The 13,907-nt window shown below is 42.6% G+C and carries 11 protein-coding genes; all 11 read right to left on the reverse strand.

The genetic code is table 11. The features are described 5' to 3' along the window. Positions 1 to 885: 885 nt before the first annotated feature. Positions 886 to 1,134 (reverse strand): hypothetical protein, encoded by a 249-nt coding sequence (locus T546_RS0112530; protein WP_166429820.1) that lies wholly within the window; start codon positions 1,132 to 1,134, stop codon positions 886 to 888. 287 nt (positions 1,135 to 1,421) lie between these two features. Next, entirely contained in the window at positions 1,422 to 2,615 is a 1,194-nt protein-coding gene (gene tuf / locus T546_RS0112535; RefSeq protein ID WP_026891902.1) for an elongation factor Tu, read from the reverse strand. A gap of 156 nt (positions 2,616 to 2,771) precedes the next feature. Continuing rightward, positions 2,772 to 4,892 carry an elongation factor G gene (gene fusA, locus T546_RS0112540; protein WP_026891903.1) on the reverse strand — a complete coding sequence of 707 codons (2,121 nt, stop codon included), beginning with the start codon at positions 4,890 to 4,892 and terminating at the stop codon, positions 2,772 to 2,774. A 16-nt stretch (positions 4,893 to 4,908) separates the two neighbouring features. Next, on the reverse strand, positions 4,909 to 5,379 hold the full coding sequence (gene rpsG / locus T546_RS0112545) for a 30S ribosomal protein S7 (protein WP_024834854.1): 471 nt from the start codon (positions 5,377 to 5,379) through the stop codon (positions 4,909 to 4,911). A 177-nt stretch (positions 5,380 to 5,556) separates the two neighbouring features. After that, positions 5,557 to 5,976, reverse strand: a complete 420-nt coding sequence (gene rpsL, locus T546_RS0112550) for a 30S ribosomal protein S12 (RefSeq protein WP_024834853.1) — start codon at positions 5,974 to 5,976, stop codon at positions 5,557 to 5,559. 197 nt (positions 5,977 to 6,173) lie between these two features. Continuing rightward, positions 6,174 to 7,439: an ABC transporter substrate-binding protein gene (locus T546_RS0112555; RefSeq protein ID WP_026891904.1), complete on the reverse strand. Its 1,266-nt coding sequence runs from the start codon at positions 7,437 to 7,439 to the stop codon at positions 6,174 to 6,176. A gap of 79 nt (positions 7,440 to 7,518) precedes the next feature. After that, positions 7,519 to 8,436 (reverse strand): AraC family transcriptional regulator, encoded by a 918-nt coding sequence (locus T546_RS0112560; RefSeq protein ID WP_026891905.1) that lies wholly within the window; start codon positions 8,434 to 8,436, stop codon positions 7,519 to 7,521. 18 nt (positions 8,437 to 8,454) lie between these two features. Then, positions 8,455 to 9,534: a glycoside hydrolase family 88/105 protein gene (locus T546_RS0112565; protein WP_026891906.1), complete on the reverse strand. Its 1,080-nt coding sequence runs from the start codon at positions 9,532 to 9,534 to the stop codon at positions 8,455 to 8,457. Then, on the reverse strand, positions 9,531 to 12,056 hold the full coding sequence (locus tag T546_RS0112570) for a hypothetical protein (RefSeq protein ID WP_026891907.1): 2,526 nt from the start codon (positions 12,054 to 12,056) through the stop codon (positions 9,531 to 9,533). Before T546_RS0112570 ends, T546_RS0112565 begins: the two co-directional genes overlap by 4 nt. Positions 12,057 to 12,073: 17 nt before the next feature. Next, on the reverse strand, positions 12,074 to 12,907 hold the full coding sequence (locus T546_RS0112575; protein ID WP_026891908.1) for a carbohydrate ABC transporter permease: 834 nt from the start codon (positions 12,905 to 12,907) through the stop codon (positions 12,074 to 12,076). Beyond that, positions 12,897 to 13,772, reverse strand: a complete 876-nt coding sequence (locus T546_RS0112580; protein WP_026891909.1) for a carbohydrate ABC transporter permease — start codon at positions 13,770 to 13,772, stop codon at positions 12,897 to 12,899. Before T546_RS0112580 ends, T546_RS0112575 begins: the two co-directional genes overlap by 11 nt. Between the last annotated feature and the right edge of the window lie 135 nt (positions 13,773 to 13,907).

The following is a 13,907-nucleotide window of genomic DNA, read 5'->3' on the forward strand; positions in this document are numbered from 1 at the left end:
ATATCATACCACCTCTATGAGCAAAAGAATACATATCTTGAACCACCTCCTCTCTCGTTATAACGTAAAGACACAAAAGCTGGATAGTCCCACTCTGTATTCGGTTAATCCTTATAGAATATTACCATATATCTTTCATCATAAGTAATCTATATCTTATAATACATAATATAAAATCTCTTAAATACAAAAACACCTACCATGAACAAAAAGAGACTAGAATCCATCTTACTATTAGTACCAAAAAAAAGCCTAATCCCTCACAACTAAGGGCTCGGCTTTAAATTTTTATTATTTATCTATAGTAGCAATTCTTCTTAAGAGCGTTAATAACAACTAAAACTTGACATTACAATGTTCCAATGCTATATTTAGATTATAAAAGAGCAACCGCCACACAAGGTGGAAGCTCCCAGTATAACGACTAATGTCCTAATGGACACCGCCTATCCTGTTCGCGGCAGGGTAGGCTATTTTTTTAACTTATGCCCGATGAAGAGGGGCACGCTGTCTATGTAAGTCAGCAATGCTAAGATAAAAGTTGCAAATAAAAGCACATCTGCAAATGAAAACATATCCCGCACCACCTCCCATCCCGTTATGACGTAAAGACATAAAAGCTGGAAGGTTCCACCCTGTATTCGGTTACTCCTGAAAGTATATTACCATATAATTCCAATGTCTACAATATCTATTTAACCTCTGCTATCGGAAGAGGACAAACGTCCTTTTCGTTGTGAGATACAAAAAAACGCCTCAACTCGACCAAAGCACTTATGCGTTCGTCCTCCGGCAATGACTGCCCTCTTTAAGCATATGCCCCCTCACTTTCTTTCATCATACACCAAAACTATCCAAAAGAAAAGAGACTGGGTTGGTCTCCTCTTATAATTCTCTCTTTAGGAAAACCGCTATTCCGCTCAGAATAACAACTACTGCAATCGCTCCAGTTGTAATTCTAATTCCTTTTTCGCCCCACTTAAAATTGATTAAATCATACACATATTTTTTACATCTGAGTTTCGATAGCCATTCCCATTTAAAGACATCAAGATATAATATAATGCATGCAAAAACAAATAAAATGACCTCAGCCCAATTCATATTTTTATATCCTCCGCTTACATCCATCATATCACTATAGTTCAGAAAAGAAAACACCCATCTTTCGACAGGTGTATTATTGATTTATTATTTCCAATCCCATTTGAGATTCGTATTTTATAACCGCTTTTGGTAAAACACCAGGGCTGTCCATATTCCAGATAAGCAGTGATAATTTCATCTATGTAATCGGTCTTAACAAGCCAAACGAAGTAGTTCAGAAATTAAATTCCTTATAATAATACCATACTAGTACCACAAGACAAAAAGAAAAAGCCGAAACCCTTATCAACTAAGGGCTCGGCTTTAAATTTTAATTATTCAACGATAGTAGCAACTCTACCTGAACCTACTGTACGTCCACCTTCACGGATAGCGAAACGGAGACCCTGCTCCATAGCGATTGGGTGAATCAGTTCAACAGACATTTCTACGTTATCGCCAGGCATACACATCTCTGTGCCAGCTGGTAAATCACAAACACCAGTAACATCAGTTGTTCTGAAGTAGAACTGAGGTCTGTAGTTGTTGAAGAAAGGAGTATGACGTCCACCTTCATCTTTTGTTAAAACGTAAACCTGAGCGGTAAACTTCTTATGGCACTTTACAGAACCTGGTTTAACAAGACACTGTCCTCTTTCGATTTCAGTTCTCTGAACGCCACGAAGTAATGCACCGATGTTATCACCAGCCTGAGCCTCGTCAAGTAACTTACGGAACATTTCGATTCCAGTTACAACAACTTTACGAGTCTCTTCGTGGATACCAATGATTTCAACTTCATCAGATACGTGTAATGTACCACGCTCTACTCTACCAGTAGCAACGGTACCACGGCCTGTGATGGAGAAAACGTCCTCGATTGGCATTAAGAATGGCTTATCTGTTTCACGAACTGGATCTGGAACCCACTCGTCAACTGCTGCCATTAATTCAAGAACCTTGTCGCCCCAAGAGCTTGTAGGATCTTCAAGAGCCTTTAAAGCAGAACCCTGGATGATTGGTGTATCATCGCCTGGGAATTCATACTCGTTTAACAGCTCACGGATTTCCATGTCTACTAATTCAAGTAACTCGGAATCGTCAACCATATCGCACTTGTTCATGAATACAACGATGTAAGGAACGCCTACCTGACGAGAAAGCAGGATGTGCTCTCTTGTCTGAGCCATAACACCATCGGTAGCAGCTACAACTAAGATAGCGCCATCCATCTGAGCAGCACCAGTGATCATGTTCTTAACGTAGTCAGCATGTCCTGGGCAGTCAACGTGTGCATAATGTCTCTTCTCTGTCTCATACTCAACGTGAGAAGTAGAAATTGTGATTCCACGCTCTCTCTCTTCTGGAGCCTTATCGATGTTCTCGAAAGCTACTGCCTGTCCAGTACCTAATCTCTCGTGAAGTGTCTTTGTGATAGCAGCTGTTAAAGTTGTTTTACCGTGGTCAACGTGACCAATGGTACCGATGTTACAATGGGTTTTGTTTCTTTCAAACTTAGCTTTAGCCATTTTATAACGTCCTCCTTAATTTACGCTCTCTTTCGAGCTTTGTTTATATATGTTAGGCTGTTTTTTATTATATGCTATTTGTGCACTATTTTCAAGCCTATTTGACGGGTTCCAGGCCGCCGTGACAGCCTGAAACCCAGTGGAACCAGTTAGGAATTATTTGCCCTTTTTATCTGCAAGAACTTTTTCCTGTACACTCTTTGGAACCGGCTCATATTTCTCAAAGAACATTGAGAAGTTACCGCGTCCCTGTGTTCTGGAACGTAAGTCTGTGGAATAACCGAACATCTCAGAAAGTGGTACGAATGCTTTAACCATCTTTCCGCCGCCGATGTCTTCCATACCTTCGATACGGCCACGACGGGAGTTGATATCACCGATAACATCACCCATGTAGTCCTCAGGCATAGTTACTTCAACCTTCATGATTGGCTCAAGAAGAATGGAGCCGCCCTTGTTCATCGCATCCTTAAATGCCATAGAACCGGCAATGTGGAATGCCATTTCACTGGAATCGACTTCATGGTAAGATCCGTCGTATACAGTAGCCTTAACACCAACTACCGGGAATCCGCCAAGAACACCAGACTTAGTTGCCTCTTCGATACCTTCACCGACTGCAGGAATATATTCCTTAGGAATAGATCCACCAACTACGGAAGACTCGAACTTGAACAGTTCTTCGCCATTGGCATCCATAGGCTCAAAGCGAACCTTACAGTGTCCGTACTGACCACGTCCACCAGACTGCTTTGCATACTTACTATCAACCTCAACGGTCTTAGTAAAGGTTTCCTTGTAAGCTACCTGAGGAGCACCTACGTTTGCTTCTACGTTGAACTCACGAAGCAGACGGTCTACGATGATCTCAAGATGAAGCTCACCCATACCGGAAATGATAACCTGGCCAGTTTCCTGGTTGGTCTTTGCACGGAAGGTAGGATCTTCTTCTGCAAGCTTAGCTAACGCCTCGCCCATCTTGCCCTGACCAGCTTTGGTCTTAGGCTCGATAGCGATATCGATAACTGGCTCTGGGAATTCCATGGACTCAAGAATTACCGGATGCTGCTCGTCACAGATAGTATCACCTGTTGTTGTTACCTTGAAACCAACAGCTGCAGCGATATCACCGGAGTACACTTTGTCTAACTCAGATCTCTTGTTGGCATGCATCTGAAGGATACGGCCTACACGCTCTTTTTTACCTTTTGTTGCATTTAATACATAAGAACCGGAGTTCATGATGCCGGAGTAAACACGGAAGAATGCCAGCTTACCAACGAATGGGTCTGTCATAATCTTAAATGCAAGAGCGGAGAAAGGTTCGTCATCAGAGGAATGTCTCTCGATCTCATTGCCGTCTAAATCAACACCCTTAATAGAAGCGATGTCAGTTGGAGCCGGCATATATTCAAGAATCGCATCAAGGAGTCTCTGTACGCCTTTGTTTCTGTATGCGCTACCGCAGCATACAGGAATAGCGGTACAGTTACAAGTTGCTTTTCTTAAAGCTTTCTTTAATTCTGCTGTGGATGGCTCTTCCCCTTCCAGGTATGCCATCATTAAGTCATCATCTAACTCGCAGATTTTTTCTACTAACTCAGCATGGTAAAGCTCGGCATCGTCTTTCATATCCTCTGGGATTTCAACGATATCGATATCATCACCCTTGTCGTCGTTGTAGATATATGCTCTCATCTCGAACAGGTCGATGATTCCTTTGAATTCATCTTCTGCGCCGATAGGGAGCTGGATGCAGATAGCATTCTTACCAAGACGAGTCTTGATCTGCTCTACTGCTCCAAAGAAGTTTGCACCCATGATATCCATCTTGTTGATGAATGCCATACGGGGTACGTTGTAGGTGTCAGCCTGACGCCATACATTTTCGGACTGTGGCTCAACGCCTCCCTTTGCACAGAAAACGCCAACAGCGCCATCAAGTACACGTAAGGAACGTTCTACCTCTACGGTAAAGTCAACGTGTCCTGGAGTATCAATGATGTTGATACGGTGTTCCGGAGCGCCTGGCTTTACTTTGTTGTTCTCATGCATCGTCCAGTGACAAGTAGTAGCAGCAGAAGTAATTGTGATACCTCTTTCCTGCTCCTGCTCCATCCAGTCCATGGTAGCAGTTCCTTCATGTGTGTCACCGATTTTGTAATTTACACCAGTGTAATAGAGGATACGCTCAGTCAATGTAGTTTTACCTGCATCGATATGGGCCATGATACCAATATTTCTGGTTGCTTCCAATGGATATTCTCTTCCAGCCAAAGCTTATTCCTCCTAATTAGAATCTGTAATGAGCAAATGCCTTGTTAGCGTCAGCCATCTTATGCATATCTTCTTTTTTCTTAACGGCTGCACCGGTGTTATTAGCGGCATCTAAAAGCTCATTAGCAAGTCTTTCCTCCTGAGTCTTCTCGCCTCTCTTACGAGAGTACAGAGTAATCCATCTCAGGGCTAATGCCTGTCTTCTCTCCGGTTTAACTTCGATCGGTACCTGATATGTGGCACCACCGATACGTTTTGCCTTTACTTCAAGTACTGGCATAATGTTGTTCATAGCTTCTTCGAATACTTCAACAGCTGGCTTGCCTGTCTTTTCTTCCATACGGCCGAATGCGCCGTAAACGATCTTCTGAGCAACACCTCTCTTACCATCATACATAATGTTGTTGATCAACTTTGTAACAACCTTATTGTTGTATAATGGATCTGCTAATACGTCTCTTTTTTGAGTATGTCCTTTACGTGGCACGTTACTTCCCTCCTTAATATGGCTGGATCTCCTTACTGGATTGTCCAGCTATTCATTAGATCCTAGGTACTCACAAACATTCAAGTTGCGTTCGCGCTCGGTTTCTATATATAATCCTGCAACCTACAGGTTCAATATCTAAAGTCCGGCACTAGAAATTCAAATGTGTGGTTCTAATTATTTTTTGTCTTTCGGTCTCTTCGCACCGTATTTGGAACGAGCCTGTTTTCTGTTAGCTACGCCTGCAGTATCCAGGGTACCTCTAACGATATGATATCTGGTACCTGGTAAGTCTTTTACTCTACCGCCACGAATTAAAACAACGCTATGCTCCTGTAAGTTATGACCCTCACCTGGGATATAGCTTGTTACTTCGATACCGTTAGAAAGACGAACTCTAGCGATCTTTCTAAGAGCTGAGTTAGGCTTTTTAGGTGTAGCAGTCTTAACTGCGGTACAAACGCCTCTCTTCTGGGGAGCGGAAATATCAGTAGCCTTCTTCTGTAAAGAGTTGTAACCCTTCTGAAGAGCGGGTGCTGTAGATTTCTTTTCGCTTGTCTGTCTTCCCTTTCTTACTAACTGGTTAAATGTGGGCATTCCATTCACCTCCTGTGATATTGTCTGTGGTTGCTGTTATCTTCAGCTTAATTTACGCACAAAAACATGACGCGTTTATGCACGCCTAATTATTATATACATATAGTTTTTTTTTGTCAAGGTTTTCTTTTTCGTGAAATTCAGGCCAAAAACAAGGCTGCAGCAAAGGTTTCTGCCGCAGCCATATCAATTTTATTTTATTGTTCTTTCAATTCTTTCAGCTTTTCGTTGATCACGCCATCCATTTCCTCCGCGTACTGATCTACCGTCAGCTTACCTGCTAAAACATCCACCAGCTTATCACGAAGATCTCCCTGTACCCCTCCGGTCATTGCCTGGTATCCCCACTCTGCTCCAGGACGGGAAGAAGTAGCAGCCAGCTCCTTGGAAAAAATATCAAAAAATTCTTTTCCAAATGCGTAGTTCAAGCTTTCATTTCCCTTTACCTGAGATAAGTAGCTGTTCTCCTCGCAGTACTTCGCATTGTTTTCCGGCTTGGAGATCCATTCAATAAATTCTGCTGCTTCTTTTTCCACTCCGGTATTTTTAAACGCTGCCAGATACTTTCCTCCAGGTACAGAAGAACGTGTGGCTTCTTTTGGAAGATAGGTCACTCCCCACTCAAAATCAGTAATCTGATCTTTATAATTGGCAATCATCCAGCTTCCTGAAAAATGCATGGCAACCTGCCCGGTACGGAAGAGGTTGTTGGGATTCTCTGAGCCAAGCCATACAGAGGAAGGAATGATTCCCTCATCGTGTAAATCCTTAAAGAACTGTATGGCATGTTTATTTTCCGGCGTATTAAAATCGCTCCCATTCAGCTCAGGATTTAAAAGGCCGCCGCCTGACTGGTAAAGAAGGGTGGTAAATCTCTGAGGGGACTTGTCATAAACAAGGCCGTATTTGCAGCCGCCCTTTTCCATTACGGTTTTCATGGCTTCCTTCCACTCATCCCAGGTCCATACCTCGTCCTCAGACTGAGGAACAGAAACTCCTGCCTTATCAAAGGCTGTCTTATTATAAATGAGTCCGTTGGCAGTTACGTCCATAGGCGCTGCCAGAACCTTATCATCAAAAACGAATTTCAACCCTTCCCCAAAGCTGTTTACAAATTCATCTTTATTGGATACGTACTCTCCGAGATCCACAAGCTGATTCTGGAACGGTCCTAAATTGGTAAGCCTTGCAATGGCAGGAGCTTCCTTTCCATTGATCATGTTTTTAATCTTGCTCTCTAAATCAGAATACGGAACCTCAATCAGATTGATCTTGATGTCCGGATGCTCTTTCATGTATTCGTCGGCAAGCTTCACAAAGGATTCCCCTTCTTTTCCGTCGCTGAACCATACCACATCAAGCTTCTTTTCTTTGCTGTCCGCCTGTTTCCCCCCACCGGAACAACCCACAAGGGTCGAAAGCGCCAGCATCCCCATAAGCAACCATGATACTGTTTTTTTCATAAATACCTCTCCTTTTTTAGTTGGTAACTTCATTTTATCATTCGCCTCACGGAAAAAGTTTCATATATCAGACAGGAAATCATTCTTTTTTGCTCTTTTTTGACTGGGCATATTTTTTTGGTGTAATCCCCGTCATCTTCTTAAATACAGCAATAAAATGGCTGTCACTGTTATAGGAAAGCTTTACCGCCACATCCGTGACTGAGTGGCCTTCCTTTAATAGTGCCTTCGCTGCAATGATCTTTTGATTGGCCACATACTGGGTCAAAGTAAAACCTGTCTCCTTTTTGAAATAGTGGCTTAAATAATACCGGTTCATATAAAATCTCCGTGAGATTTCATTAAGATCCAGCCGTTCCTCCACATGAGACGCAATGTACTTTTTTAACTGCTCGATTCTTTCCCGGTAAAGCACCGGGTCCTTAAACTCCTGATCTTCATAAGTGGAATCAAAGCCCAGGGTCGTTTTATGTTTTTCCTTCTCCATAAAGAACTGATACATTTCATTGACAGAAACCATGAGTTCCAGAATGGACAGCTTGATTCTTACACTGTTCTCAATGCTGCCTCTGTTTTCGGAATGAATGTTCTGCTCTATTTTTTCAAACAGCTTTTCCACCTTTTCAAGATTCTCTCCGCTTAAATGAAGGCGATGGAGAAATGGATCAGGGCGATGTTCGAAAAACATGGTGAAATCATAATGAAATGCTTCCTCTAAGTGTAACAATAGCTCAGGCTCAAACATGAGAACATATCGGTGATACGTTTTTCCTTCTCCGCCGCTGGTTCGGTGATACTCTTTGTTATTAATCAGAAACAGATCCCCTGATTTGGCATGGTAGGTGCGATTGCCTATCTCCATCAAAGCTCCGTCTGTGAGAAACAATATGATTTCATACTGGTTGTGAAAATGGAATCCCTGCATAGCCCAATTTTCAGAGCCTCCATGAAAATAATATAGTGAGTCAAATTCTTCAAAAAATACGCGTTCTTTCATCTTCACAACCAGTCCTTTCTAATGCCAGTAAGGAAGCATTGCTTCTTGCAGTACTAAAATCATAAGTGCCTGTCCATAGGTCATGGGACAGCATGGAATCGTTTTGTAGAACTCGCCGTCTAAACCAATGGGAGTGCCGTAAGAAACATTTTGAACGGTTCCATCTTCTTCGATGTAATCCATGAGGTGCTTCGTTCCAAGTTCAATCAGCTCCTGGTATTCTTCTCTTTTTAAGATACCCAGCCTTACTCCCTTCATAATACCATAAAGGAAGGCTGCACTGCAGGATAATTCTAAATAGGAAGATTCATCATTGATAATGGTATGCCACAAGCCACTTTCAGGGTCTGCATATCTCTTCAGAGCTTTCACCTGATTTTCATAAACACTTAAGAAATACCGTTTTATCCCCTCATCTAAATCAATATCCTCTAAAAGCTCCATAATAACAATGGTGTACCAGCAGTTTCCTCTTCCCCACAGCACCTTTCCATAATTGTCATTTCTCTGAAAGTTAAAGCCATGGTAAAATAGTCCTTCTTCTTTATTTAACAGATATTTGATGTGAGAGAGAATCTGATAGTTGGCTTCGTCCACATAATCCTTTCTCTCAAGAAGCTTTCCGGCTCTGGTAAGAAAGAGAACTGTCATGAAAAGGGTGTCAATGAGGATCTCATGGTCATTGGCACTTCCCGTGATCATATGCTGAAAGCAGCCATCCCCGGTACGAATCAGTTTTTTATCCTTCATAATCCAGTCAGACCAGTCCTTAATGAACGTAAGGTATTCCGGCTTTCTAGTTTTTTCATAGAGGTAGGTCAGGGTAAGCATGGGAGAGGTGGTATTTACATTTCTCTCTAATATGCCCTCCTTGATACGGCTGTCGAACCAGTTTTCTATATAATCGAGGATTTCTTTTTTCTGGCTGACCTCATAGTATTTATAAAGTCCGAAAATCCCCACTCCCTGGGGCCATTCCCAGCAGTTAAAATCAATGAGGCTGATGGGGTAAACTTCCTTCATCCCGTTATTTTTAAGAGCCATCATTTTTTCCGAAACCAGATTCAGTCTCTCTTCCATGGTTTTTATATCGATCAATTTACTCTCTCCTTCCATGTGATTCTGCCATCTACGGTTTCCGGATACTGATAGACAGGAGCTCCATTCACCTTTAATATGCTTTCCCTGTCAAGAAGATATTCTCTTCCTGTCTCATCCTTAACCTGAGTACTCTCCCCGTCCATGGTGATTGTAACGTTTCTAAATGCCTCTAAGACATCTTCCAGACTTCCGTATTCCTTTAAGCTGCCGACCCGGACCACCCAGACATTGTCTCGTCCCTGGCTGATGAACTCTCTGAACTGATTGGGCCCCTGCTCCTGTATGGTAAGTCCATTTAAGGCTTTTACTGCCACATACGCCCCGTCCTTTTCCAGTACCAGAATTCCGTCCTCACCCTGATATCTGGAAAATGAATTGATTGGGATATAGGCATGTGTATAACCAATCCGCTCTTCTTCTCCAATGTGGTACCTTAAGACTGCTGTATTCTTATATTGGGCTCCAAGGGGAAGAACACCGTTGCCCGCCCAGAAATTAGGTCTTCCGCTTCCATATGGAAAGGATTCTCCGGGGTGATTGATGAAAAGCTGGGCAGTTTCATCTATAGTCGCCTGCAAAATGTGTTCCTGATATCCTTTTTGAAATGGTTTAAAGCCAATGGCAGTGGATAAAAGAGCTTTGCTGTTCTTATATAGATAGAGATTTACGTGGTTTTCAAATCCCTGTGTATTCTGAAAAATCATTTCCTCCTCTTCCTCAAGTGCCAGGAACTTTTGGTACTCCTTAGGAGGCTGATACTCTCCAAGCACCAAAGGGAGGTAGCCGATGCAGGCTCTGTTTAAATAACCTGCATTGTATGCAACATAGAGCAGTGATGTGGTGCCTGCATTGTAATTTCCCTTCATTTCCTTTTCGTAGCTGCGGCCAAAGCTGGTCATAACAGCTCCCTTATGAGCATTGACTGCCAGGGAATAGAAGATCATGTTTAAAGCTTTTTCTGCCTTCTGATGAAGCGGGTCTTTCTCATCTGTCAGATTATAAAGGGTACCAATTCCCAATACATCAACAGGGATATAGGCGTTGGAATTCCACTCCGTAATGAATTCCCGGAAAAAGTCATCGAACCAGTGGTGGAGAAGCTCTTCCCCCCGGGCCTTAACCTCAGTCCCCACACGTCCGCTGTTGGTAAAGGTCCTGTCAGGTAAGTAGGTACCAGCCAGGTACTGGCAGCAGTGGAATAAGAGTGCATGATTTTCGCTGAAGAACCACATGACATCATCTCCTGGCTCATCGATCCAGTAGCGGTAATTTACCATGGCCTCTTCCAGTGCATTTTTTAAGGTATCTGAAATCCGGTTGTGATAGGTGCGGTAGATATAGATCATAATGATGAAATGAAAATCAGAGCAGTCCTTTCTGTTTCTCACTCCTAAAAGCTCCTCTAAAAGAATATCTTCCGCTCGTTTAAATTCCCTCTCCCTCTGAAACAGGGCGGCTGCCTTGTAGGTGTTTTCCGGGGCGAACTTGATGATTGCATCAAGAGCCAGCTTCTTTCGAACGTTTCTGTCCTCGTTGTTGCTTTCTAAGAATTCTTTTCTGACCAGCTGATTTCCGATTTTCCGTTTTATAACAATTCCCTTGTAAGTAAGAACTGCTGTAAAATAATAATACCCTGGTGATATTTCATCCGTATGAAAGAGAACCAGTCCCTTTTGCTCCGCCTCCATGGTATAATTTCTTACTTTTATAAGCTTCCAGGAATGTTCCATTTTTTCAATGAATTCTCCCGGAGTTATCATAATTTCCAAATCAAGAGGCTGGTTAAAAGGATTGTTAAGATTCATTTTTATGGTTTCACTGAAATAAGCTTCTTTATCAAAGCACATCCCATGTAACATCTGTTCCATTTGATTTAAGGTATCTTCCTCCACCTCGTCATTTGCTGGAATCAGTATCTTCAACTCCGCTTCTCCCAAACGCTTCATACGAAAATAGTAATCCGTGTCACGTTCCGCCAGATCATCAAGGCAGACCACCACTCCATTCATGCCTTTTATTAGGGGAATAGAAACAGTTGTTTTCTTAACCAGATTTCTGGTAAACGGGGTGAAATCTGTGATCAGCTGCCCATTGACCCAGAGAGTTAAGCCGCCGCAGGTTTCCAGTTCAAAATCCACGGTCCCCTCTTCTTCTGACTGAAGTATGGTATATCCATACATTCTTAAATAGGTAGGCTGATAATAAAAGCCGGACCCGTCAATGCCTGGATTTCCAAAAGGGAAATATTGCTTTACCAGCTTTTCCTCTCCAAATACACTTAATGTTCCGCCATTGGTGATATGGGTAAAATCAGGACATTGTGGTATTTCACCTTTTCTCTGTTCGATAAATTCTTTCCTGCAGGGATTTTCATGAATGGCAAATCCCTTTTTTAACCACTCGTTGACCCTTCCGCTTAAGGTAGACCTGGTGAATTGCCGGATTTGTGTATGAACCTCACTGATTAGAAAGCGATTGACAAATCCTTCCGCAAACAGCGGATATTCCAAGTATTTCATGTCTTCTTTCCTCCTGTTTACTCTTTGACTCCTCCGGCAGTCATGCCGCCGATGATATAGCTTTGCAGTGTTACGAACACAATAATTACCGGAATCATGGAAATGACGGACATCGCCAATAAGCTGTTCCAGTCTACCGAGTATTCACCGGAATAATTTGCAAGTGCCAGCTGAATGGTATAGCGTTCCTTGCTGTTGATAACCAGCTTAGGCCAAAGATAATCGTTCCATCTCCACATAAAAGAGAAGATGCAGAGAACAGAGATGACTGGCCTGGCAAGGGGCAGCATGATCCGCATTAAAATACTAGCTTCTGACGCTCCGTCGATTCTGGCGGCTTCCATATAAGCATCTGGAATTCCGACGTAATACTGTCTCACCAGAAAGACCGCTGTAGGCGAAGCTACGGCTGGAATAATCAGTCCCCATAAGCTGTTATAAAGATTGGTTGCCACAATCACCTTGAAAATAGGGATCATGATGACCTCCAAAGGAATCATCAAGGTAGCCAGCACAACACCAAAGAGAATCTTATCTCCTTTAAAACGGTATTTTGCAAAGGCATATCCGGACATCAAGTTGACCACTATGGTAAGGAAGGTGGCCACAAGGCTTGTAAATACCGTATTGAAAAAGTAGATTCCAAAGTGTCCTTCTTCCAAAGCCCTTTGATAATTGGCAAAGGACGGATTCTTTCCAATGAAGCTGGGGGGCCAGGAGAACAATTCTCCAGTGCTTTTAAAGGAAGAACCGATGACCCAGAGAATGGGCATCAGGAATATGAAGGTCAGGATAAGAAGAATGACCCAAGCACCACCTGCAAATAAGTATTTTTTACGATTAGTCTGCATCCTGCTCCCCTCCCGTATTCGCTTTAAATTGGACCACCGTGAACATGGCTAACAGAACAAATAGTATCATGGTCATGGCACTGGCGTAGCCCATCTGATTTTTTTCAAATCCTGTTTCCTGTATGGTCTGAACCATGAACTTGGTAGCCCCTGCCGGGCCGCCCTGAGTCAGCGCATATACCAATGGATACGTTTTGATAATCGTAACCGTGGATAAAACAAGGACCAAAAGACTGGTGGGCTTTAAAAGCGGCAGTGTAATATAGCGGAACTGATGAAAGAATCCGGCACCATCAATTCTTGCAGCTTCATAATAAGTCTCAGATATGGCCTTAATACCGGAAATGAACATGACCATATAATAGCCTGACATACTCCACGCGGTGACGAAGATCACAACTCCCATAGCATAATTCTGATCCGTCAGCCATTTCACCGGCGATCTTCCCATGGCAGTCAGAAGATAATTAATAACGCCAAATTCTTCTCCCAAAAGAAATCTCCAGGTGAGTCCCACAATAATACTGGAAATCATGGTGGGCCAGTAAAACACTGCTCGGAAAAAATCATTTCCCTTACGGGCACCTGTCAGCAGCAGGGCAAGTCCCATGGCTGAAACATAAACCAGGGGAACCGAAACGGCAGTGAAAAATACCGTGCGGAGAAAAGAATCCCAAAATCCCCGGTCTGAAAAAAGCTTTATATAATTATTGATCCCCACAAATTTCTGAGGATTTACCCCATCCCACTTTGTCAACGATATCCATAGCCCATTTACAGCTGGAAAGAATAAAAACAGGCCAAATATGATTAAAGTAGGAGCAAGCAGCAGATAAGGAAACATATTCCGCTCAAACTTCCTCATTGGTTCTACCTCCTTTTTTATGATTATAGCATGAAAAAAAGAGGAAAAATCCAGTTTTATTATGCAAATATTACATAATATTGTCTTTTCCTAGGAAGTTACCAAATACGCAAAAAACGCCCTGACGGCCAAAGC

Origin of the sequence: [Clostridium] aerotolerans DSM 5434 (assembly GCF_000687555.1) — a bacterium.
Classification (GTDB): domain Bacteria; phylum Bacillota; class Clostridia; order Lachnospirales; family Lachnospiraceae; genus Lacrimispora; species Lacrimispora aerotolerans.

What these genes read in the sequence shown, in the direction of transcription:
- rpsL (WP_024834853.1), bottom strand. Translation starts at nt 5,976, where the DNA reads ATGCCCACATTTAACCAGTTAGTAAGAAAGGGAAGACAGACAAGCGAA.
- T546_RS0112580 (WP_026891909.1), bottom strand. Translation starts at nt 13,772, where the DNA reads ATGAGGAAGTTTGAGCGGAATATGTTTCCTTATCTGCTGCTTGCTCCT.
- T546_RS0112570 (WP_026891907.1), bottom strand. Translation starts at nt 12,056, where the DNA reads ATGAAATACTTGGAATATCCGCTGTTTGCGGAAGGATTTGTCAATCGC.
- T546_RS0112530 (WP_166429820.1), bottom strand. Translation starts at nt 1,134, where the DNA reads ATGATGGATGTAAGCGGAGGATATAAAAATATGAATTGGGCTGAGGTC.
- T546_RS0112575 (WP_026891908.1), bottom strand. Translation starts at nt 12,907, where the DNA reads ATGCAGACTAATCGTAAAAAATACTTATTTGCAGGTGGTGCTTGGGTC.
- T546_RS0112555 (WP_026891904.1), bottom strand. Translation starts at nt 7,439, where the DNA reads ATGAAAAAAACAGTATCATGGTTGCTTATGGGGATGCTGGCGCTTTCG.
- T546_RS0112560 (WP_026891905.1), bottom strand. Translation starts at nt 8,436, where the DNA reads ATGAAAGAACGCGTATTTTTTGAAGAATTTGACTCACTATATTATTTT.
- tuf (WP_026891902.1), bottom strand. Translation starts at nt 2,615, where the DNA reads ATGGCTAAAGCTAAGTTTGAAAGAAACAAAACCCATTGTAACATCGGT.